Raw genomic sequence first — 21,897 nt, 5'->3', positions numbered from 1 at the left:
AATATAAGAAATCCACGCTTCTCATAGGGATTTTAATTATTCATCTGCTCCAGATTATTCTGTAATAAACAAGACAAATCCTGGTCTGTTCATGCTTTATTAACTTTATGCTTGTTACAATTTTCGGATATCTGTATTTCGGTCATAATAATGTGTTAAAAGTGAATAAATACGTAATTTTAATTATCGCCTTTGTCAGCCAGATGATGTTTTCAACCACTGCGCAGGCATCGTTTAGCGCTACCGTCAGCGACGCCTGGTCCACGCTGAGCAATAACGTCACGCAAACCTGGCAGGCGCCGGAGCATTACGATCTCTATGTCCCGGTGATCACCTGGCATGCGCGCTTTGCCTACGATCAGGAAAAGATCGATAACTACAATGAGCGCCCCTGGGGCGCCGGGTTCGGGATGTCGCGCTGGGATGAAAAGGGCAACTGGAACGGCCTGTATCTGATGGCGTTTAAGGACTCGTTCAACAAATGGGAGCCGATTGTCGGCTACGGCTGGGAAAAAACCTGGCGCCCGCTGGCGGACGACAACTTCCATCTGGGACTGGGGTACACGCTGGGGGTGACGGCGCGTGATAACTGGAACTATATTCCGCTGCCGGTGATCCTGCCGATGGCGTCGGTGGGGTACGGTCCGGCGACGTTTCAGATGACCTACATCCCAGGTACTTACAACAACGGTAACGTTTACTTTGCCTGGCTACGGTTTCAGTTTTAACGATTTGTCCGGTTTGTGACAAAACGTGCTCTCGGCAGCGTTGTGAGTAAAAACAATGACTAACCGTTACTGAAATAAAAACTTAGAGACTTTTATCACTTTTTAGTTAACTTACACTGGACAAAAGCCACCACAATTGCTGTACTGTTACTCGACACAGCATTTGTGTCGTTTTTTCATGTAAAGGTAATTTTGATGTCTAAGATTAAAGGTAACGTTAAGTGGTTTAATGAGTCCAAAGGTTTTGGTTTCATTACTCCGGAAGATGGCAGCAAAGACGTGTTCGTACACTTCTCCGCTATCCAGACCAATGGCTTCAAAACTCTGGCTGAAGGTCAGCGTGTAGAGTTTGAAATCACTAACGGTGCCAAAGGCCCTTCTGCTGCAAACGTAACCGCTCTGTAAGCATAACGTCAGTAGAATTCAAAACCCGCCATTGGCGGGTTTTTTTTCGCCTTTTTTTACCGGGCGGCGGAGAACAACCAGAAAGCCAGCGCCGTCATGGCGAAGGAACCGAACAGGTTGACGGCCACGTTCATCAGCGCCCACCCCAGGCGTCCTTCCTGCAGCAGAAAGACCACTTCCGCAGAGAAAGTCGAAAACGTCGTCAGACCGCCGCAGAACCCCGTGGTGATCAGCAGCTTCCAGAGTGGGTCGATGGTGGTTATCCGGTTAAACCAGGCCAGCCCGGCGCCGATGATAAACGCCCCGAGCAGGTTAGCCGTCAGCGTACCGACAGGAATCGCGTGATGCAGCGGGTTTAGCCGCATACCCAGTACCCAGCGCAGCACGCTGCCCGTTCCCCCGCCAATAAATACAGCCAAAAGAAGTTGTAACACCACGATTTCCTGCTATCAGAATAATGAGAGAATTATCTTAGCGCTGAAGCCGCCTTCTGGCTACGGCGGGACGACAGGAGCAGGCTATGCGTGTTGCAGCAGGACAATTTGTGGTGACGCCGGAGTGGTGCAAAAATGCGCAGCTCTGCGTTGAGCTGATGCGGCGGGCGGCAGAGGAGGGAGCGTCTTTACTGGTGCTCCCTGAAGCGCTGCTGGCGCGGCACGATAATGACCCGGATATGTCGGTAAACTCGGCACAGCCGCTGACGGGCGGCTTCCTGAGCGCGCTGAGCGCAGAGAGCCGGCGTAATGCGCTGACCACGGTGCTGACTCTCCATGTGCCGACGACGGACGGGCGGGCGGCGAATACGCTGGTCGTGCTGCGCGGCGGCGAGGTTATCGCGCAGTACCGGAAACTGCACCTTTATGATGCCTTTTCCGTACAGGAATCCCGGCGGGTGGACGCGGGCGACCGCTTGCCGCCTCTGGTTGAGGTCGACGGGATGCTGGTCGGGCTGATGACCTGCTATGATTTGCGCTTTCCGGAGATGGCGCTGGCGCTGGCGCTGCAGGGCGCTGAGGTGCTGGTGTTGCCCACCGCCTGGCTTCGCGGGCCGCTTAAGGAGCACCACTGGGCGTCGCTGCTGGCGGCGCGTGCGCTGGACACCACCTGCTACATTGTTGCCGCCGGTGAATGCGGTAATAAAAATATCGGCCAGAGCCGGATAATCGATCCGCTCGGCGTCACGCTTGCGGGTGCCGGGAGTTTACCGCAGCTGATTTTTTCTGATATTAGTAAAACCTGTTTACAAGAGGTGCGCGCGCAGCTGCCCGTCCTGCGTAACCGGCGTTTTGCGCCACCGCAAATTATGTGATGTTTTTTTAAACAACGCTTGATTCACCTTGTTACAGATTGCTATTGTGTGCGCGCGCCAAATGTCCGTTAATTAGCTACGGTTTTAGTGGCGCATTTTGCAGCCTGTTTTAATGAAGAAGGTATCTATGGGTGAGATTAGTATTACCAAACTGCTGGTGGTTGCCGCACTGATTGTCCTGGTGTTTGGTACCAAGAAGCTGCGTACGCTGGGCGGAGACCTGGGAAGCGCGATCAAAGGCTTCAAAAAAGCCATGAATGACGATGATACCAGCGTGAAGAAGAGCGCTGAAGAAGACGTCCCGGCAGACAAAATCTCTCATAAAGAGTAAGAGTGCGGCCGGTTGCGGCGTGCGGAACAACAAAAAAAACCGGCCAACTGCCGGTTTTTTTGTCGAAGTTGTAAATCAATATTTCAGACTTACTTCACTTCCATCCCTTTTGCCTGCAGATCCGCATGGTAAGAGGAGCGAACAAACGGGCCGCAGGCCGCGTGGGTAAAGCCCATCGCCATCGCTTCCGCTTTCATCTCTTCAAACTCGTCGGGGCTGACGTAGCGCTGTACCGGCAGGTGGTGGCGGCTCGGCTGCAGATACTGGCCGAGGGTCAGCATGGTGACGCCGTGGCGACGCAGGTCGCGCATGACCTCGACGATTTCGGCGTTGGTTTCACCCAAACCGACCATCAGACCTGACTTGGTTGGGATCTCCGGGTGCGCTTCTTTAAAACGCTCCAGCAGCTTCAGGGACCAGCTGTAGTCCGCGCCCGGGCGTACCTGGCGATACAAACGCGGTACGTTCTCAAGGTTGTGGTTAAACACGTCCGGCGGCGTGGCGGTGAGGATCTCCAGCGCGCGGTCCATACGGCCGCGGAAGTCCGGCACCAGCGTTTCAATCTTGATGCTTGGGCTCTTTTCGCGAATGGCGCTGATGCAGTCAGCAAAATGCTGGGCGCCGCCGTCGCGCAGGTCATCGCGGTCAACGGAGGTGATAACGACATAGCGCAGCGCCATGTCGGCGATAGTCTGCGCCAGCTTTTGGGGTTCGTTGGCGTCAGGCGCAACCGGACGGCCATGGGCCACATCGCAGAACGGGCAGCGACGAGTACAGATAGCCCCGAGGATCATAAAGGTGGCTGTACCGTGGTTAAAACATTCCGCGAGGTTCGGGCAGGAGGCCTCTTCGCAAACGGAGTGTAAACCGTTTTTGCGCATCGCCGCTTTGATTCCCTGGATACGGGATGAGTCAGCCGGAAGTTTGATTTTCATCCATTCCGGTTTTCTCAGCAGAGCTTCTCGCTCGGTAGCCACGTTCTTAACCGGGATAAGGGCCATTTTATCGGCGTCGCGGTATTTAACACCGCGTTCCATCACAATGGGTTTACTCATAGCGTGCGTGTTCCAGTTGCGAGTAACGAAGGAAAGCTTTCAAATTCAAGTAAATGTTGTATTTATCAACTATTTTTGAATTTTATGCAGGCAGTATACCATTAATCAGAGTGATAAGCAGCCTGGCCACCCGCGAATTTGTAAACCAGTTGTTGCTTTATGTGCGCACAAGCGTTTACAGCGGGGCAGAACCAGGCAACACGCGTCAGAATACCTGACAAATAGCGGCAATCACGTTTTGCAGCATTTCATCCCGCAGACTCATTTTGTTGTAGTACAGCGCAACGTCGACGGATTCATCGGCGATAGCCGGGAAATCGATAACCTGCAGCGGCCAGCAGCGCGCGAACAGCGAGAAGCAGCGGAAGGGCATCAGACCCAGCAGATCGCTGCCGGCGATCAGCGCGGCGATGGTGACGAGGTTATAGCTGCTGAAGCTAATCTGCCGCTCCGGGAAAATCTCATAGATTCGCTTACGCAGTTCGGCATGCGCGGCGCCTTCCAGCATCAGCAGGGTGTATTCGTACTGAGTCATCGCCTCGGGCGGGGTGCAGGCCGCGAGCGCCGGATGGCCCTGGCGACCAACCAGCACCATGCTGTCCCGGTACAGCAGATGGTGTCCATGAGCGCGGGTACCGACCGCGTGGGTATCAATGACCAGATCGGTCTGAAACTGGTTTAGCTGGGCGCTGGCGTCGGTGACGGCGACGTTGCGTAGCAGAACCTGCGGGAAGCGGGATTTGACGCTCTGATAGATAGCGGGCATCACGAGAGCGCCCACGGTAGGCGATGTGCCAATAGTCATGGTGCGCTGTTTGTCATACCCGCCGCTCAGGTCCAGCGCGCCGAGGATAGAATCCAGACCCTGGCTGATGTACTCATGCAGGTGGGTGGCATACGCCGTTGGCGTCACACCCTGGCCTTTACGAATAAACAGCGGATCGGGGAAAATGGTGCGCAATTTTTGAATGGACTGGCTAATTGCCGACGGCGTCAAATTAAGAATTTTCGCGGCATTAACGATGCCTTTGTGCACATATACCGCCTCAAAAACCGTCAATAAATTAAGGTCGATATTGCGTAGCATTCTAAAAATTTGCGGGGTATCGCTCTCCAGCCGCGAACCTATTCGGTTTTCCGGGGGATCTTTATATTCCACGCTTATACTCCGTATTTATTCACCGTATGAATAATAGTTGAAGTTGTATTTGCTGCTATTATTAAGCTGAATGTTTACCTACGGAGACTGACATTGATATGACCATATATCAATGGGTTGTGTCGTTGTCTTCGACGGGTCTCGTGTTCCTGGGAGGGCAGACGGGACATCCTGTATATGTCGCCTGATGTTCTGTACAGGTGCAGGGAAAATATAGAAACTCAGGGTTAATGTAAAGGGCGGGGGGATAAAAGGAAGGGCGGCCCGACAAAACATCAGGCCAAACCATTAAATTTATTCAGCGTCAATATATTGATGTGGTGGATTGTTTAGTAATGCTAAAAAATTAGCGACCAGCACGGGCGATATATTTTCGGGGGCAGCGTCGGCATACCACTGCTGCATCTGCGCCATTTCCATTCCCGCATAGCCGCAGGGGTTGATGCGTAAAAACGGCGATAAATCCATGGCGATATTGAGCGCCAGGCCGTGGAAAGAGCAGCCTTTGCGGATGCGTAAACCCAGCGAACAAATCTTCTTCTCGCCGACGTATACTCCGGGCGCATCTGCCCGCGCGCGCGCCTCAATACCGTACGCCGCCAGGGTATTGACCACGGTTTGCTCAAGCAGCGTAACCAGCTCGCGTACGCCGAGCTTGCGGCGCTTCAGGTTGAGCAGTACGTACATGACCTGCTGGCCCGGGCCGTGGTAGGTCACCTGGCCGCCTCGGTCGCTCTGAATGACGGGAATATCGCCGGGCACCAGCACGTGTTCAGCTTTACCCGCCTGGCCCTGAGTAAACACCGGCTGATGCTCAACCAACCAGATTTCATCTGGCGTCGACTCATCGCGGCTATCGGTGAAGTCATGCATGGCCTGGGAAACGGGCTCGTAGGGTTGTAAACCGAGCTGGCGGATAAGAATGGTGTTCAGATCCAAAACGGCATCTCCGGGGAGAAGGGGAACAATGGCTGGGGATTATATCACAGACGGGAGGCGGGTTGCCCGGCGAGTACCGGGCAACGGGGTTTACAGCACCATACGAACGATTTCGATATTGCCCAGCTCTTCGTACAGCGTCTCAACCTGTTCGATATGCGTTGCGGTGATGGTGATGGATACCGAGTGGTAATTGCCTTTGCTGCTCGGTTTTACCTGCGGGGAGTAATCACCAGGCGCATGGCGCTGTACCACTTCAACCACCTGATCAACCAGCTCAGGCTTCGCCAGACCCATCACCTTGTAGGTGAACGAAGTAGGGAATTCAAGCAGTTCGTTAAGTTTGGTTTTCATGTCAGCTCCAGTGGTATAAAGAATTACTCCCGCGTCAGGCGCGGGAGTAATGTTTCTGATAATCATTATATGGGGATAAAGATCACACTTTCAAGTGTTCACTTTTTAGCCAAACCAGTGATGAAACATTAACTTAATGTAATCAATGATTTTACCGAAGAAGTTGCCTTCAGGGATCTCCTGCAGCACCACCAGCGGACGCTGTTCGATGGTTTTGCCGTCCAGCTGGAAGTTAATGGTGCCGACAACCTGGTTTTTCTGCAGCGGCGCGTGCAGTTCGGTGGAGTTCAGCACATAGCTGGCTTTCAGATCCTTCATTCGGCCGCGCGGGATGGTCAGGTAGACGTCCTGGTCCACGCCCAGGGAGGCACGGTCGGTGTTGCCGAACCAGGCCGGTTCAGAGGCGAACTCTTTCCCTGCCTTCAGCGGGCTGACGGTTTCAAAGAAGCGGAAGCCCCAGGTCAGCAGCTTTTTACTTTCGGTCTCGCGACCCTTGTAGGTGCGGCCGCCCATCACGGCGGACACCAGACGCATCTGACCTTCGGTCGCGGAAGCGACGAGGTTGTAGCCCGCTTTGTCGGTATGCCCGGTTTTGATGCCGTCCACGTTCAGGCTGTTGTCCCACAGCAGGCCGTTACGGTTCAGCTGGCGGATGCCGTTAAAGGTAAACTCTTTTTCACGGTAGATGGAGTATTCGTTCGGCACGTCGCGGATCAGCGCCTGGCCGATCAGCGCCATATCGCGGGCGGAGCTGTACTGACCGTCAGCGTCCAGGCCGTGAACGGTCTGGAAGTGGGTGTTTTTCAGGCCCAGCGCGTTGACGTAGTTGTTCATCAGTCCGACGAACGCGTCCTGGCTGCCGGCGACGTAGTCGGCCATCGCCACGCAGGCGTCGTTACCCGACTGCAGGTTAATCCCGCGGATCAGCTGCGAGACCGGCACCTGCATGCCTGGTTTGAGGAACATCAGCGATGAGCCTTTGAATACCGGGTTGCCGGTGGCCCAGGCGTCGTTGCCGACGGTGACCAGATCGGAATCCTTGAACTTCCCGGCTTTCATCGCCTGGCCGATGACGTAGCTGGTCATCATTTTGGTCAGGCTGGCTGGGTCGCGGCGTTCGTCAGCGTTTTGTTCCGCCAGAACTTTCCCTGAGTTGTAATCGATAAGGATATACGACTCCGCGTCAATCTGCGGAACGCCAGGGATCATAGTTTTGATATTCAGATCATCGGCATGCGCGGCGGAGGAGAGCGCCGCAACGGACAGCGCCGTGATGAGTAAACGAGCAGAAAAAGAGGTCTTCATGGTCAGAACAACGACATCCGTGATGGAGTTAAAAAAAGTGCCTTACTATAGCAAATGCTCTATGAGCAGGCATCCTGGTTTACGTACGAGAGTGTTAGCGACTTTTACATACGCAGCGCTTGCAGGATGCCCGTTCCATCTATTAGTTGGCGTGAGTAATAAACGACTGCAGCTGCGCTTCGCTTTGTAAACGCTGCTGCAGCGTGCTGGCTTCCGCTTTGTCGGCGAACGGCCCTAGCTGGATCCGCCAGACGGCGCCGTTTGCCGTCACGCGGCCGGGCACTGAAAACTGCTGGCTCAGACGCTGCTGATACTGCTGCGCGCGCGCCTGATCGCTGACGGCGCCGACCTGCACCACGTAGCTGCCGGAGGCCGCAGCGGCGGCGGTGGCGGCAACGGCAGGCGCTGCGGTATGGCTGGTGTTGCCCTGCACGGAGCCCGGCGCGGTCACCGGCGCGTTCTGCGTGCCCTGGCTCTGCGCCGCGGCGGTTGGCGCAGCAGGCTGTGCGGCGGGCGTTGCGGCCGGAGCGTTATCTTCCAGCACGCCGCTGGCGAGCGGCGTTGGCGCGCCGAGGAAGCCGCCGGAATTTACCGGTGCGCCGGTATTATCCTGCGGCTTGAGCGTATCGTTGCTGATGGCTTTTACATCCCCCTGAGGAGAGGAGACCTGTGGCGCCGAAGACGCGCCGCCCATACCGCCGCTCAAATCAGGGCGGGAAGGCAGGGCGTAGGTTTGTTTCGCCACCGTCGTACAGGCCATGCCGGGGCCGGAAAGCGAGCCGTCCGGAGCCACGATAATCGGGTCGATGCGCACTTTGGTGTTATTGGAGGTGTTCAGGCGATCCGCTGCCGCGCGCGACAGCGAAATCACGCGATCGTTGCCGTACGGGCCGCGATCGTTAATGCGCACCACCAGCATACGGCCATTCGCCAGGTTGGTGATTCGCGCATAGCTTGGGATCGGCAGCGTAGGATGCGCGGCCGTCAGCTGCATAGGGTCAAACGCCTCGCCGGAGGCGGTGAGATTACTGCCCGGCTCCGCATCATAGATGGCGGCAAGACCCGTCTGGCTGAAGTTCGCCGGGTCCTGAACAATTTTATAGTTCTTGCCGTCGCGCTGATAATCCTGATTCGCCGATGGATTCAGAGATTCATAATGCGGATCGGCACCGCTGATTTCCACGACGGGCCCATTACAGACCGCCGGCTTCGGCGCCGTGACGGTCTGCTGTTGACCATCATCACTTGAACACGCTGCCAGCAGTCCCGCTGCGATGCAGATCCCAAGCCATTGCTTACGCATTGCGCTCCCCTTATACGCTTTTCGACAACATTTTTCTGTGGGTGTGTATCGACATCACAATACCAAACCCGGCCATCAGTACGATCAGGGCTGAGCCCCCATAGCTGACCAGCGGTAACGGTACGCCTACCACCGGCAAGATCCCACTCACCATACCAATATTTACGAAGACATAAACGAATAAAATCAGCATTAAACCCCCGGCCATGACGCGACCAAAGGAGGTTTGCGCCTGGGCGGCAATCCACAGCCCGCGCATGATAAGCAGCACGTACAGCGCCAGCAGCACCAGAATACCGATAAGCCCCAGCTCTTCCGCCAGTACCGCAAAGATAAAGTCGGTGTGACGTTCCGGCAGAAACTCCAGCTGCGACTGGGTGCCGTGCAGCCAACCTTTGCCGCGCAGGCCGCCGGAGCCAATAGCAATTTTAGACTGAATAATATGATAACCCGCGCCGAGCGGATCGGTTTCCGGGTCCAGCAGCATCATAACGCGCTGACGCTGATAGTCATGCATCAGGAAGAACCACAAAATGGGGATAAACGCGGCGATCAGCACCACCGCGATGCCGATAAGCCGCCAGCTTAGCCCCGCCAGGAACAGCACGAACAGGCCGGAAAGGGCGATGAGGATTGCCGTACCGAGGTCAGGCTGCGCCGCAACCAGCAGCGTCGGGAGGAAAATCAGCACCAGCGCAATGGCGGTATTTTTCAGCGTCGGCGGACAGACGTCGCGGTTGATAAAGCGCGCGACCATCAGCGGCACCGCGATCTTGGCGATTTCCGAGGGCTGGAAACGCACAACGCCAAGGTCGAGCCAGCGCTGCGCCCCTTTCGAAATGGCGCCGAAGGCGTCAACCGCCACCAGCAGGATAATACAGAAAATGTATAGCCACGGCGCCCACCCTTCGTAGACACGCGGCGGGATCTGCGCCATCACCACCATGATGACCAGCCCCATGGCGATCTGGCCGATTTTACGCTCCATCATGCCGATGTCCTGGCCGCTGGCGCTCCAGATAACCAGGGCGCTGTAGGTCAGCAGCGCCAGCAGGATAAGCAGCATGGTGGGGTCGATGTGGATTTTATCCCACAGCGATTTTTTGTTCGGATTATCCGTCATGATTATTGGTCCTCCGCCGCTGCGGCTGCCGGGTTTTCTGACGGCAGATCGGTGTTGTTGTCGCCCAGCATAATGTGGTCAAGTATCTGGCGCATAATGGTGCCGACCGCCGGCCCTGCGCCGCCGTTCTCCAGAATCATCGCCACGGCGACCTGGGGATTGTCGTAAGGCGCAAAAGCGGTCATCAGCTTATGGTCGCGCAGACGTTCGGCGATTTTATGCGCGTTATAGGTTTCGTTCGCCTTCAGGCCGAAGACCTGCGCGGTACCGGATTTCGCCGCAATCTTGTAAGGCGCGCCGGCAAAGTATTTATGCGCGGTGCCGTTCGCGCGGTTGGCCACGCCGTACATCCCGTCTTTAGCGATTTCCCAGTAGCCGGAATGGATATCGCCGACCGGAGTCTCATGCGGCTGTGCCCACGGCACCTGCTTGCCTTCCTCGACGGTGCTCATCAGCAGATGCGGCACTTTCACCACGCCGTCGTTAATCAGGATCATCAGCGCTTTGTTCATCTGTATCGGCGTCGCCGTCCAGTAGCCCTGGCCGATCCCTACCGGAATGGTGTCGCCCTGGTACCACGGTTTCTTATAGCGTTTGAGCTTCCAGTCGCGGGTCGGCATGTTGCCGGAGCGCTCTTCCGAGAGATCGATACCGGTATAATGACCGTAGCCAAATTTCCCCATCCACTCGGCGAGGCGATCGATCCCCATGTCGTACGCCACCTGATAGAAGAAGGTATCCGCGGATTCCTCCAGCGCTTTGGTGACGTTCAGGTGGCCGTGGCCCCATTTTTTCCAGTCGCGGAAACGCTTTTCGGAGCCGGGCAGCTGCCACCAGCCGGGGTCGAATAAGCCGGTGCTGCGGGTGATGACGCCTGCGCTGAGCGCAGAGACCGCCACATACGGTTTTACCGTCGATGCCGGCGGGTAAACCCCCTGCGTCGCGCGGTTGACCAGCGGCGTGTTGGGGTCGTTCAGCAGCGTCGAGTAGTCTTTGCTGGAAATGCCGTCGACGAACAGGTTCGGGTCATAGCTTGGCATCGACACCAGCGCCATAATGCCGCCGCTGCGCGGATCGGTCACGACCACCGCGGCGCGGCTACCGGCGAGCAGGGTTTCAATGTACTGCTGAAGCTTCAGATCCAGCGTCAGGTAAATATCGTGTCCGGCCTGCGGCGGAACTTCCTTCAGCTGACGAATAACGCGGCCGCGGTTGTTAACCTCAACCTCTTCGTAGCCGGTCTGGCCATGCAAAACATCTTCGTAGTAGCGCTCAATGCCGAGCTTGCCGATATCGTGCGTGGCGGCGTAGTTGGCAAGCTTGCCGTCTTTATCCAGCCGTTCAACGTCTTTATCGTTAATTTTCGACACGTAGCCAATGACGTGGGTCAGCGCGGAGCCGTACGGATAGTAGCGGCGCTTATAGCCTTTAACTTCCACGCCGGGGAAGCGGTACTGGTTTACGGCAAAGCGCGCGACCTGCACTTCCGTCAGGTTGACTTTGACCGGGATAGAGGTAAAGCGGTGAGAGCGGGAGCGCTCTTTTTTAAAGTTGGCGACATCGTCGTCGGTGAGGTCGACAACGCTGCGCAGGTCGTCCAGCGTCTGCTGCAGGTTATCGACCTTCTCCGGCATCAGCTCAAGCTGGTAAATCGTCCGGTTCAGCGCCAGCGGCGTGCCGTTACGGTCGTAAATGATGCCGCGGCTCGGGGGAATCGGCACCAGCTTGATGCGGTTTTCGTTCGAGCGCGTCTGGTAATCGGTGAAACGGACGATCTGCAGATTATAGAGGTTGGCGATCAGTACGCCGGTAAGCAGCAAAATCCCCGTAAAGGCGACCACCGCCCGGCGCACAAACAGCGCAGACTCAGCCGTATAGTCGCGAAAAGAATTCTGTAATTTCATCCGCTGCTTAATCTAACCTGGTCATCATTACTCACGGTGATAAGGATGGTTGGTGGTAATGCTCCACGCCCGGTACAGGCTTTCTGCGACCAGCACTCGCACCAGAGGGTGGGGGAGCGTTAGCGTGGAAAGGGACCAACTTTGCTCTGCGGCGGCTTTACAGGCCGGGGATAATCCCTCCGGGCCGCCAATCAACAGGCTGACGTCGCGGCCATCCTGCTTCCAACGCTCCAGCTCGCGGGCCAGCTGCGGCGTATCCCAGGGTTTCCCTGGGATATCCAGCGTCACAATACGGTTTTTGCCCGCCGCGGCCAGCATCATTTCGCCTTCCTTCTCGAGGATACGCTTGATGTCCGCGTTTTTACCGCGTTTACCGGCGGGGATTTCCACCAGTTCGAACGGCATATCTTTCGGAAAACGGCGTAAATACTCGGTGAATCCGGTCTGAACCCAATCCGGCATTTTGGTGCCGACGGCGATGAGCTGCAGCTTCACGCATTAACCCCAGAGTTTTTCCAGCTCATACAGGCGACGGCTTTCTTCCTGCATGACGTGGACAATCACATCGCCTAAATCAACGACGATCCAGTCTGCGGCATTTTCGCCTTCCACGCCAAGCGGCATCAGGCCCGCGGCGCGGGACGCCTGGACAACGTGGTCAGCAATGGACATCACGTGGCGGCTGGAGGTGCCGGTACAGATAACCATGCAGTCGGTGATACTGGATTTACCTTGAACGTCTAAGGCAATGATGTCCTGACCTTTCAGGTCATCAATTTTGTCGATTACAAAATCCTGGAGTGCTTTACCCTGCAAGTGAATTCCCCCTGGGGTGATGAATTAATAACAATAAACGGCCCGTCAGTATACCTGAAATGGCGGTGTTGTCGGGACAAATGTCACCCGACGGGCGTGACAGGCGGGCTATCATCCCATCCCAACGCCATGAATGCATCGCCATTTTTGTAAAACAATTTCTGTAAACCGTCGGGTGGGAGAAGTCTGGCTGCGGAGAATAGCAGTCTGTGAGTGCGTGTCAATGGTCTGAGGAGGGCTTACCTGGAGAAAATCTGAGAAACCGTCAGCGCGTGTGGTACAGGCCCTGCTGTTCAATGTAGGTCAGAACGGAGGCGGGCAGCATATCGGCGCAGGATTCGCCCTGCTGCAGCCGCTCGCGGATAAGGGTGGCGGAGATATTGAACCACGGCGTTTCGGCCAGGTAAATTTTGCCCGCCGGCAGAAAATGCAGGTCGTCTGCGCTTGAGGTGAGGTGTGCGTCGAGCCACTGCTGATGCGCATCGTCTTTCATCATCATCGGATAGCCGGGGCGGCGACAAACCAGCAGGTGCGCGTTATCAAGAATGCTCTCGTAGTCGTGCCAGGTGGGAAAATTGATCAGCGAGTCCTGGCCGATGATAAACGCCAGCGGCTTCTCCGGCCCGATCTCCTGGCGCCAATGGCGCAGCGTCTCGGCGGTATAAGAGGGGGTATCGCGCTGCAGCTCTCGCTCGTCCAGCACAAACAGCGGCTTATCGGCAATTGCCAGCGCCAGCATATGCTTGCGCTGCTCGCTGCTCGCCTCCGGCTGCGGGCGATGCGGCGGGACGTTGTTCGGCACAATGATGACTTTGGTTAATCCAATTAGATTGGCCAGGGTCTCCACCGGCTTGAGGTGTCCATAATGCACCGGGTCAAAGGTGCCGCCGTAAATAGCCTGCAATTGCTTCATATCAACCATCAACAAAAACATCTGCCAGCGCTTTGTGGCAAAACAACAGCGAAAGACTTTCCAGTTCGGCCCAGACTGACTGGCCGTAGTCCTGTTTAAGGGTCAGTTCGGTACGCGCCAGCAGCGATACGCACTGGCGCAGCTGATCCGCGCTCAACCGGTTGAGCGCGTCGCTGACCAGCGGACGACGGTTTTGCCAGACGCGGTGCTTATCAAACAGCGCGCGCAGCGGCGTGTGCGCAGACTGGCGTTTTAAATTCACCAGCAGCAGCAGCTCGCGTTGCAGGGTTCGCAGCAGGATAACCGGTTCGCCGCCCTCAAGACGCAGCTGCTGCAGGATGTGCAGCGCGCGCTTGCTTTTCCCCGCCAGCAGCGCGTCCAGCCAGTGGAACGGCGTGAAGTGCGCGGCGTCATTGACCGCCTGCTCAACGCGCGGCAGCGTCAGCTTACCGTCGGGCCACAGCAGCGACAGCCGCTCCAGCGCCTGCGCCAGCGCCAGCAGGTTACCCTCATAGCAATAGCACAGCAGCTGGCTGGCGGCCTCATCAAGATGCAGATTTTGCTGTTTGGCGCGAGCGGCCAGCCAGCGGGGCAGCTGCGCCTGCTCCGGGGTCTGGCAGGCGACCTGCACCGAGCGTTGCGCCAGCGCGGTAAACCAGGCCGCATTCTCTTGGGCTTTGGTGAGCTTATTGCCGCGCACGATCAGCAGCAGATCGTCATGCAGCAGCCCGATCAGCGCATTGAGCTGTTCATTAATGGCGGCGTTGGGGCCGTTTTCAGGCAGCAGCAGCATCAGCGTCTGGCGGCTGGCGAAAAGGCTTCGTTCCTGGCTCAGGGAAAACAGGGCGTTCCAGTCGGTGCTGGTATCAATGTTGACGGTATGGTGTTCGTCGAAGCCGTGAGAGGCCGCCTGTTCGCGGATGGCGTCCTGGCTTTCCTGAAGCAGAAGAGGATCGTTGCCGAGCAGCAGATACGCCGCGCGCAGCCCTTCAGAGAGCTGCGCGCGAAGTTGTTCCGGGTACAACCGAATCATCAGTTACCCAGCGTGGTGGAAACACGCGTTCCGGCCGGGGCGCTGCTGCTGCCCGCCGCCGGTTTTTCGCTGTTGCTGGCGGCGCTTTTCTCCGCCACCTTCACGCTTGGCAGCTTACGAATCAGCTGTTCTGCGGCTTTGTCATACATTTCCTGGATGATCATGTCCTGCTCCGCATCTTTCGCCAGCGCCTGCTGCGGGTTATCGAAGAAGGAACGATACACCTTGGTCTGGATTGGGTAGATGTCGTGACCCGGGATCAGCACGCTGGCGTTGACGGTCAGGATCATCTGGTATTCCGCGGTCTGGCCGTTCTGGAATACGGACGCGGTATCTTTAGAGATACCCGCGCCAAGCAGACGCAGCGACGGAATATCCTTATTCACCGCGCTGTACTCAACGATTTCAACACCGTTAAGACGCAGCTGGTTGCGCACCGAGCGGCTCAGCGGGCCGTTCGGATCGCCGGAATCCAGGATCATTTTGTTCATGGAAGTCGGAACCTGCGTTGTGCTACGCAGGTGCCAACCGCATCCGGCGGTAGCCAGTACCGCCAGAGATAACAACAACGTTGTCAGAATTCGCACGCTTCCTCCTGCGCTTAGCCAACGACCAGGTTAAGCAGTTTACCCGGCACGTAAATCACTTTGCGCACGGTAACGCCATCAAGATATTTTGCCACCAGGTGTTCCTGGCCTGCACGCTCGCGCACCTGCTCTTCAGTCGCATCAACCGGTACGGTGATTTTACCGCGAACCTTGCCGTTGACCTGAACCACGACGAGCGTGCTGTTCTCTACCATCGCTTTATCATCGGCGACCGGCCACGGCGCGTTATCGATATCGCCTGCGCCGCCCAGCGTCTGCCACAGCGTGAAGCAGATGTGCGGGGTGAACGGGTTGAGCATACGCACTACCGCCAGCAGCGCTTCCTGCAGCAGAGCGCGATCCTGCTCGCCGTCGGTCGGCGCTTTCGCCAGCTTGTTCATCAGCTCCATAATAGCCGCAATTGCGGTATTGAAGGTCTGACGGCGGCCGATATCGTCGGTCACTTTGGCAATCGTTTTGTGCACGTCGCGACGCAGCGCCTGCTGATCGTCACTCAGCGCATCGACGTTCAGCGCCGCAACCGGGCCCTGGGCGTTGTGCTCGTAAACCAGCTTCCAAAGGCGTTTCAGGAAGCGGTTCGCCCCCTCAACGCCGGATTCCTGCCATTCCAGCGTCATATCCGCCGGGGAGGCGAACATCATGAACAGGCGCACGGTGTCCGCGCCGTAGCGCTCAACCATTTCCTGCGGGTCGATACCGTTGTTTTTCGACTTGGACATCTTGCTCATGCCGGTATACACCAGCTCATGGCCTTCGCCGTCCTTCGCCTTCACGATACGGCCTTTTTCGTCGCGCTCGACGATGGCGTCTTTTGGCGATACCCAGTTACGTTCGCCGTTTTCACCCACGTAGTAGAAGGCGTCCGCCAGCACCATCCCCTGACACAGCAGCTGTTTCGCCGGTTCGTCGGAGCTGACCATACCCGCGTCGCGCATCAGCTTGTGGAAGAAGCGGAAGTAGAGCAGGTGCATGATGGCGTGTTCAATACCGCCGATGTAGATGTCCACCGGCAGCCAGTAGTTGGCGGCGTCGGCGTCCAGCATGCCTTCCTGATACTGCGGGCAGGTGTAGCGCGCATAGTACCAGGAGGACTCCATGAAGGTGTCGAAGGTGTCGGTTTCGCGCAGCGCCGGCTGGCCGTTAACGGTGGTCTTCGCCCACTCAGGATCGGCTTTGATGGGGCTGGTGATACCGTCCATCACAACGTCTTCCGGCAGGATAACCGGCAGCTGATCTTCCGGCGTCGGCATCACGGTGCCGTCTTCCAGCGTGACCATCGGGATCGGCGCGCCCCAGTAGCGCTGACGGGATACGCCCCAGTCGCGCAGACGGAAGTTCACCTTACGCTCGCCCACGCCTTTGGCGGCCAGCTTGTCGGCGATGGCGTTAAACGCATCCTCAAAGCCCAGACCGTCAAATTCGCCGGAGTTAAACAGCACGCCTTTTTCGGTCAGCGCCTGGGCGCTGAGATCCGGCGCAGAACCGTCAGCGGCCAGAATAACCGGTTTGATGGTCAGGCCGTATTTGGTGGCAAATTCATAGTCGCGCTGATCGTGACCCGGAACGGCCATGACCGCGCCGGTGCCGTATTCCATCAGCACGAAGTTAGCGGCCCAGACCGGAATTTCTTCGCCGGTCAGCGGGTGAATCGCTTTGAAACCGGTATCGACGCCTTTCTTCTCCATAGTCGCCATATCGGCTTCGGCCACTTTGGTGTTACGGCATTCGTCGATAAACGCCGCCAGCGTCGGGTTGCCCGCTGCGGCTTTCTGCGCCAGCGGGTGGCCCGCGGCGACCGCCAGGTACGTAGCGCCCATGAAGGTGTCCGGGCGGGTGGTGTAAACGGTCAGCGTGTTGTCATAACCGTTCACATCGAAGGTGATTTCCACGCCTTCGGAACGGCCGATCCAGTTACGCTGCATCGTTTTCACGGTATCCGGCCAGTGATCCAGCTTGTCCAGATCGTTCAGTAGTTCGTCGGCGTAGGCGGTGATCTTAATGAACCACTGCGGGATCTCTTTACGCTCAACTTTGGTATCGCAGCGCCAGCAGCAGCCGTCGATAACCTGTTCGTTCGCCAGGACGGTCTGGTCGTTCGGGCACCAGTTCACTGCGGAGGTTTTCTTGTACACGAGGCCTTTTTTATACAGCTCGGTAAAGAACTTCTGCTCCCAACGGTAGTATTCCGGGGTGCAGGTCGCCAGCTCGCGGCTCCAGTCATAGCCGAAGCCCAGCATTTTGAGCTGGTTTTTCATGTAGGCAATGTTGTCATACGTCCACGGCGCAGGCGCAGTGTTGTTTTTGACCGCCGCCCCTTCCGCCGGCAGACCGAATGCGTCCCAGCCGATCGGCTGCAGCACGTTTTTACCCAGCATGCGCTGGTAACGGGCAATCACATCGCCAATGGTGTAGTTACGCACATGGCCCATGTGTAGTCGGCCAGAAGGATAGGGAAGCATCGACAGGCAGTAGTATTTCTCTTTGCTGTTGTCTTCAGTGACTTCAAAAGTGCGCTTTTCGTCCCAATGTTGCTGGACGTTCGATTCTATCTCTTCCGGGCGGTATTGCTCTTGCATGGCAGCCAGTGGTCCTGTTTTCAATACAGCTACAAACGTAGCCAATGGATGTGGTATCTCAGATCCGCATAGCATAGCCCAAACGGACACGTCAAAACAGCCTTTCACACATTAAGCGGCGGCGAATATTTACCGGGTCTGTGTCCGGGTTGACAAAGTGCTGAGCAAATAAGGTCTATTATTAGAAGACGTTAACCGCCCGGGAGATGAAACAATGAACAAGGTTGCTCAATATTATCGCGAACTGGTCACTACGCTAACGGAACGGCTGCGCCACGGTGAGCGCGATATCGATGCGCTGGTGGAGCAGGCGCGTCAGCGCGTCAGCCAGACCGGGGAGTTAACGCGCACGGAAATCGAGGAGCTGACGCGGGCGGTACGCCGTGACCTTGAGGAGTTCGCGCTGAGCTACCACGAAAGCCAGGATGAGCTCACCGACAGCGTCTTCATGCGGGTCATTAAAGAGAGCCTTTGGCAGGAGCTTGCGGACATTACCGATAAAACCCAGCTGGAGTGGCGCGAGGTGTTTCAGGACCTGAACCATCACGGCGTCTATCACAGCGGCGAGGTGGTGGGACTGGGCAACCTGGTGTGCGAGAAGTGCCACCATCATCTGGCTATCTACTCGCCGGATATCCTGCCGCACTGTCCGAAGTGCGGGCACGATCAGTTTCAGCGCCAGCCGTTTGAGCCCTGATCGCCCGTGCCGGACGGCGGCGCGGCGCGTGTTATCCGGCCTACAAATTTAACACTTTGCAGGCCGGATACGCGCAGGCTTCAGGCGTAACGCGCTAACCGCTCCGCCAGCAGGTCGACAAACGCCTGGCGGTCGACGTCGAGGATGACCGTGGCGTTGGGCTGATTACCGGTCAGGAAGTAGTAGTCGACGACCGTCATTCCCTGCGTGTATTTCCCCTGCGTTTCCACGCCGACCCAGCGGTCGACGGCGGTGAAAATCTCCGGCTTCAGCAGCCATGCGATGGTGCAGGGGTCGTGCAGCGGCGCGCCGACAAAGCCCCATTTCTCCTGCTTGTGGTACTCCATAAAGAAGTCGAGCAGCTCGGCGACGATCGTGGCTGTCGGGTTGCCGATGGCGCGAAAACGCTCGATATCTTCGGCATGGATCTGCGCTTTGTGCGTGACGTCAAGACCGGCCATGACCACCGGAATACCGGACTGAAAGACGATTTCCGCGGCTTCCGGGTCGACGAAAATGTTGAACTCCGCCGCAGGCGTCCAGTTGCCGAGCGTCATTGCGCCGCCCATGATGACGATGCGGGCAATATTGCTGTGCAGCTCCGGGTGGCTGTTCAGCAGCAGCGCGACGTTGGTCTGCGGGCCGGTTGAGACAAGGGTGACCGGCTCCGGACTTTCGCGCAGGGTTTTCGCCATGAGCTCAACGGCGGTGCACGGCTGCGGCGCAAACCCCGGCTCCGGCAGCGCCGGGCCGTCAAGCCCGCTCTCGCCGTGCACGTTGTCGGCGATAATCAGCTCGCGCATCAGCGGTTTTACCGCGCCGCCGGCGACCGGGATATCGCTGCGGTTAAGCAGGGTCAGCATCCGCAGCACGTTGCGCAGGGTTTTCTCCGGCGTCTGGTTTCCGGCGGAGGAGGTAATGGCTTTCACGGACAGTTCGGGCGAGGCGAGAGCAAGCACAATGGTAATAGCGTCATCATGACCAGGGTCGCAATCGATAATAATGGGGTGGGTCATAGCATCTCCTTATACGCATTATTTTTGCGATAAGGTTAACGCTACGGCACGAAAGAAACGAGATAACGGGCGGGAAAGCGTGAAGCGGCGCGCACATTGGTGCGCGCCGTGAGGATCAGTGCAGAATTTTGGCGAGGAAGTCTTTTGCACGTTCGGATTTCGGGTTATCGAAGAAGTCGTCTTTATCCGAGTCCTCAACGATTTTACCCTCATCCATAAAGATGACGCGGTTCGCCACTTTACGGGCGAAGCCCATCTCGTGGGTGACCACCATCATGGTCATGCCTTCGTGAGCCAGTTCGACCATAACGTCCAGCACTTCGTTGATCATCTCCGGATCGAGCGCCGAGGTCGGCTCGTCAAACAGCATGGCTACCGGATCCATGCACAGCGCGCGGGCGATCGCCACGCGCTGCTGCTGGCCGCCGGAAAGCTGCGCCGGAAATTTCTCCGCATGCGCCGCCAGCCCAACGCGCTCCAGCAGCTTCAGCCCTTTGGCGCGGGCGGCGGTTTTGTCGCGCTTGAGCACTTTGACCTGCGCCAGCGTCAGGTTCTCTATGATAGACAGGTGCGGGAACAGCTCAAAATGCTGGAACACCATACCGACATGGGAGCGCAGTTTGGCCAGATCGGTTTTCTTGTCGTTGACCTTCGTGCCGTCGACGAGGATCTCGCCCTGCTGGACCGGCTCCAGGCCGTTGACGGTCTTAATCAGCGTCGACTTACCGGAGCCGGACGGGCCGCACACCACCACCACTTCACCTTTTTTCACTTCCGTGGAGCAATCGGTCAGCACCTGAAAGTGACCATACCATTTAGAAACATTTTTCAGGAAAATCATTACACTGTCCTTTTCTTCAGCCAGCTGACCAACAGCGACGCGCTTAAACTAATCACAAAATAGACGGCACCTGCAAACAGGATCATCTCAACCTGGGTACCATCACGTTCGCCGATGGTAGAGGCGGTGCGGAAGAAGTCCGCAAGGCTCAGAACGTAGACCAGGGAGGTATCCTGGAACAGGACGATGCCCTGAGTGAGCAGCAGCGGCACCATGGCGCGAAACGCCTGCGGCAGGATGATGAGCTGCATGGACTGCCAGTGGGTCATGCCCAGCGCCAGCGCGGCGCTGGATTGCCCGCGGGAGATGCTCTGGATCCCGGCGCGGATAATTTCCGAATAGTAGGCCGCTTCAAACATCGAAAACGCCACCATGGCGGAGATCAGGCGAATATCGGTTTTCGGCGACAGGCCAAGCACCTGCTGCAGAAAGCCGGGAACAATCAGATAGAACCACAGCAGCACCATAACCAGCGGTACTGAACGGAAAACGTTGACGTACGCTTTGGCAAACCACGATACCGGCAGGAAGCTCGACAGGCGCATAACCGCCAGCAGCGTGCCCCAGACGATCCCGATGACAATTGCCGTGACGGTGATTTTCAATGTGATAAGCAGCCCATCAAACAGATAAGGCAGGGAAGGGATTATTGAACTCCAGTCAAAAGCGTACATTATTTGCCTCCCAGGTTGCCGGGCAGGCGGACCTTACGTTCAACCAGATTCATGACCAGCATGATCACCGCGTTGATCAGCACATATGCCAGGGTGATGGCGGTAAACGACTCCCAGGCGTGGGCCGAGTAGTCCAGCAGCTTGCCCGCCTGCGCGGCCATATCCACCAGACCGATGGTTGAGGCGATGGCCGAGTTTTTCACCAGGTTCATCATCTCCGAGGTCATCGGCGGCACGATAACGCGATAGGCGTTCGGCAGCAGAACATAGCGGTAGGTTTGCGGCAGGGTTAAGCCCATCGCCAGACCGGCGTTTTTCTGTCCCCGCGGCAGCGACTGAATGGCGGCGCGTACCTGCTCGCAGACGCGAGCGGCGGTAAACAGGCCCAGGCACAGCATCGATGAGACGAAAAACTGAATATTGGGATCGAGTTCGGATTTAAACCAGGTCCCGATGTTCTCAGGCAGCAGCTCCGGGATAACCAGATACCAGGTAAAGAACTGCACGATAAGCGGTACGTTACGGAACAGCTCTACGTACAGCGTGCCGAGGCTTGAGAGCGCGCGGTGAGGAACGGTACGCAGGATGCCGAACAGCGAGCCGACGATAAAAGCGATAATCCAGGCGGTAATCGACAGCGCGACGGTGACCTGGAAACCACTCCACAGCCAGCCGAGGTAGGTGGTGTTGCCGAACGGGGCCTGTTGCAGGAAGATACCCCAGTTCCAGTCTATTGACATAAATCTACTCCGAAAAAAAAAGGGTAGCAGCGCTACCCTCGAAGATTAATCAGGAGGCTGTTTTTTCG

The 21,897-nt window shown here is 57.0% G+C and carries 24 protein-coding genes; 5 read left to right on the top strand and 19 right to left on the bottom strand.

The features are described from left to right. Positions 1 to 107: 107 nt before the first annotated feature. Positions 108 to 728: a lipid IV(A) palmitoyltransferase PagP gene (gene pagP, locus ENTCL_RS15820; protein ID WP_013367148.1), complete on the top strand. Its 621-nt coding sequence runs from the start codon at positions 108 to 110 to the stop codon at positions 726 to 728. A gap of 195 nt (positions 729 to 923) precedes the next feature. Beyond that, entirely contained in the window at positions 924 to 1,133 is a 210-nt protein-coding gene (gene cspE / locus ENTCL_RS15815; RefSeq protein ID WP_000034826.1) for a transcription antiterminator/RNA stability regulator CspE, read from the top strand. A 56-nt stretch (positions 1,134 to 1,189) separates the two neighbouring features. On the opposite strand, the gene crcB is transcribed toward cspE, so the two are convergent. Continuing rightward, on the bottom strand, positions 1,190 to 1,567 hold the full coding sequence (gene crcB, locus ENTCL_RS15810) for a fluoride efflux transporter CrcB (protein ID WP_013367147.1): 378 nt from the start codon (positions 1,565 to 1,567) through the stop codon (positions 1,190 to 1,192). 86 nt (positions 1,568 to 1,653) lie between these two features. Here crcB and ENTCL_RS15805 point away from each other — a divergent pair, with 86 nt between their 5' ends. Further along, on the top strand, positions 1,654 to 2,442 hold the full coding sequence (locus ENTCL_RS15805; protein WP_013367146.1) for a deaminated glutathione amidase: 789 nt from the start codon (positions 1,654 to 1,656) through the stop codon (positions 2,440 to 2,442). A 127-nt stretch (positions 2,443 to 2,569) separates the two neighbouring features. Next, positions 2,570 to 2,773, top strand: coding sequence for a twin-arginine translocase subunit TatE (tatE, locus tag ENTCL_RS15800; protein ID WP_013367145.1), 204 nt, complete (start codon positions 2,570 to 2,572; stop codon positions 2,771 to 2,773). 89 nt (positions 2,774 to 2,862) lie between these two features. Here tatE and lipA read toward each other — a convergent pair whose 3' ends face one another. The 14 genes from lipA to leuS form a co-directional block, all read right to left on the bottom strand. Further along, complete coding sequence (lipA, locus tag ENTCL_RS15795; RefSeq protein ID WP_013367144.1) at positions 2,863 to 3,828, bottom strand: lipoyl synthase; 966 nt, start codon at positions 3,826 to 3,828, stop codon at positions 2,863 to 2,865. A 205-nt stretch (positions 3,829 to 4,033) separates the two neighbouring features. Continuing rightward, positions 4,034 to 4,987 carry a YbeF family transcriptional regulator gene (locus tag ENTCL_RS15790; RefSeq protein ID WP_013367143.1) on the bottom strand — a complete coding sequence of 318 codons (954 nt, stop codon included), beginning with the start codon at positions 4,985 to 4,987 and terminating at the stop codon, positions 4,034 to 4,036. A 294-nt stretch (positions 4,988 to 5,281) separates the two neighbouring features. Next, positions 5,282 to 5,926 (bottom strand): lipoyl(octanoyl) transferase LipB, encoded by a 645-nt coding sequence (lipB, locus tag ENTCL_RS15785; RefSeq protein WP_013367142.1) that lies wholly within the window; start codon positions 5,924 to 5,926, stop codon positions 5,282 to 5,284. A 90-nt stretch (positions 5,927 to 6,016) separates the two neighbouring features. Then, on the bottom strand, positions 6,017 to 6,280 hold the full coding sequence (gene ybeD / locus ENTCL_RS15780; RefSeq protein WP_013367141.1) for a DUF493 family protein YbeD: 264 nt from the start codon (positions 6,278 to 6,280) through the stop codon (positions 6,017 to 6,019). A gap of 105 nt (positions 6,281 to 6,385) precedes the next feature. Then, complete coding sequence (gene dacA / locus ENTCL_RS15775; protein ID WP_013367140.1) at positions 6,386 to 7,585, bottom strand: D-alanyl-D-alanine carboxypeptidase DacA; 1,200 nt, start codon at positions 7,583 to 7,585, stop codon at positions 6,386 to 6,388. Between the two features lie 142 nt (positions 7,586 to 7,727). After that, positions 7,728 to 8,888 (bottom strand): endolytic peptidoglycan transglycosylase RlpA, encoded by a 1,161-nt coding sequence (gene rlpA / locus ENTCL_RS15770; protein ID WP_013367139.1) that lies wholly within the window; start codon positions 8,886 to 8,888, stop codon positions 7,728 to 7,730. A gap of 10 nt (positions 8,889 to 8,898) precedes the next feature. After that, complete coding sequence (gene mrdB, locus ENTCL_RS15765) at positions 8,899 to 10,011, bottom strand: peptidoglycan glycosyltransferase MrdB (protein WP_013367138.1); 1,113 nt, start codon at positions 10,009 to 10,011, stop codon at positions 8,899 to 8,901. Between the two features lie 2 nt (positions 10,012 to 10,013). Continuing rightward, entirely contained in the window at positions 10,014 to 11,915 is a 1,902-nt protein-coding gene (gene mrdA, locus ENTCL_RS15760) for a peptidoglycan DD-transpeptidase MrdA (RefSeq protein ID WP_013367137.1), read from the bottom strand. A gap of 27 nt (positions 11,916 to 11,942) precedes the next feature. Further along, positions 11,943 to 12,410 carry a 23S rRNA (pseudouridine(1915)-N(3))-methyltransferase RlmH gene (rlmH, locus tag ENTCL_RS15755; protein ID WP_013367136.1) on the bottom strand — a complete coding sequence of 156 codons (468 nt, stop codon included), beginning with the start codon at positions 12,408 to 12,410 and terminating at the stop codon, positions 11,943 to 11,945. 3 nt (positions 12,411 to 12,413) lie between these two features. Next, a complete protein-coding gene (rsfS, locus tag ENTCL_RS15750) occupies positions 12,414 to 12,731 on the bottom strand; it encodes a ribosome silencing factor (RefSeq protein WP_013367135.1) in 318 nt (105 codons plus the stop codon). Between the two features lie 265 nt (positions 12,732 to 12,996). Next, on the bottom strand, positions 12,997 to 13,644 hold the full coding sequence (gene nadD, locus ENTCL_RS15745; RefSeq protein ID WP_157865555.1) for a nicotinate-nucleotide adenylyltransferase: 648 nt from the start codon (positions 13,642 to 13,644) through the stop codon (positions 12,997 to 12,999). 1 nt (position 13,645) lies between these two features. After that, positions 13,646 to 14,677, bottom strand: coding sequence for a DNA polymerase III subunit delta (gene holA / locus ENTCL_RS15740; RefSeq protein ID WP_013367133.1), 1,032 nt, complete (start codon positions 14,675 to 14,677; stop codon positions 13,646 to 13,648). Further along, positions 14,677 to 15,264, bottom strand: coding sequence for an LPS assembly lipoprotein LptE (gene lptE / locus ENTCL_RS15735; protein ID WP_013367132.1), 588 nt, complete (start codon positions 15,262 to 15,264; stop codon positions 14,677 to 14,679). Before lptE ends, holA begins: the two co-directional genes overlap by 1 nt. A 14-nt stretch (positions 15,265 to 15,278) precedes the next feature. Beyond that, positions 15,279 to 17,861: a leucine--tRNA ligase gene (gene leuS, locus ENTCL_RS15730; protein WP_013367131.1), complete on the bottom strand. Its 2,583-nt coding sequence runs from the start codon at positions 17,859 to 17,861 to the stop codon at positions 15,279 to 15,281. Between the two features lie 214 nt (positions 17,862 to 18,075). Here leuS and ENTCL_RS15725 point away from each other — a divergent pair, with 214 nt between their 5' ends. Then, complete coding sequence (locus tag ENTCL_RS15725; RefSeq protein ID WP_013367130.1) at positions 18,076 to 18,558, top strand: zinc ribbon-containing protein; 483 nt, start codon at positions 18,076 to 18,078, stop codon at positions 18,556 to 18,558. 80 nt (positions 18,559 to 18,638) lie between these two features. Here the strand turns inward: ENTCL_RS15725 and rihA are convergent, their stop codons facing one another. From rihA to ENTCL_RS15705, 4 genes are all read right to left on the bottom strand, one after another. Beyond that, positions 18,639 to 19,574: a pyrimidine-specific ribonucleoside hydrolase RihA gene (gene rihA / locus ENTCL_RS15720; protein ID WP_013367129.1), complete on the bottom strand. Its 936-nt coding sequence runs from the start codon at positions 19,572 to 19,574 to the stop codon at positions 18,639 to 18,641. 115 nt (positions 19,575 to 19,689) lie between these two features. Continuing rightward, positions 19,690 to 20,415 (bottom strand): amino acid ABC transporter ATP-binding protein, encoded by a 726-nt coding sequence (locus tag ENTCL_RS15715; protein WP_013367128.1) that lies wholly within the window; start codon positions 20,413 to 20,415, stop codon positions 19,690 to 19,692. Further along, positions 20,415 to 21,089 (bottom strand): glutamate/aspartate ABC transporter permease GltK, encoded by a 675-nt coding sequence (gltK, locus tag ENTCL_RS15710; RefSeq protein WP_013367127.1) that lies wholly within the window; start codon positions 21,087 to 21,089, stop codon positions 20,415 to 20,417. The genes ENTCL_RS15715 and gltK overlap by 1 nt, the downstream gene beginning before the upstream one ends. Beyond that, positions 21,089 to 21,829: an amino acid ABC transporter permease gene (locus tag ENTCL_RS15705; RefSeq protein WP_013367126.1), complete on the bottom strand. Its 741-nt coding sequence runs from the start codon at positions 21,827 to 21,829 to the stop codon at positions 21,089 to 21,091. The genes gltK and ENTCL_RS15705 overlap by 1 nt, the downstream gene beginning before the upstream one ends. Between the last annotated feature and the right edge of the window lie 68 nt (positions 21,830 to 21,897).

Source organism: [Enterobacter] lignolyticus SCF1 (assembly GCF_000164865.1).
Classification (GTDB): Bacteria; Pseudomonadota; Gammaproteobacteria; order Enterobacterales; family Enterobacteriaceae; genus Enterobacter_B; species Enterobacter_B lignolyticus.
Note: the sequence above shows the minus strand (reverse complement) of the source record. Positions and strands in the feature narration are given on the sequence as shown.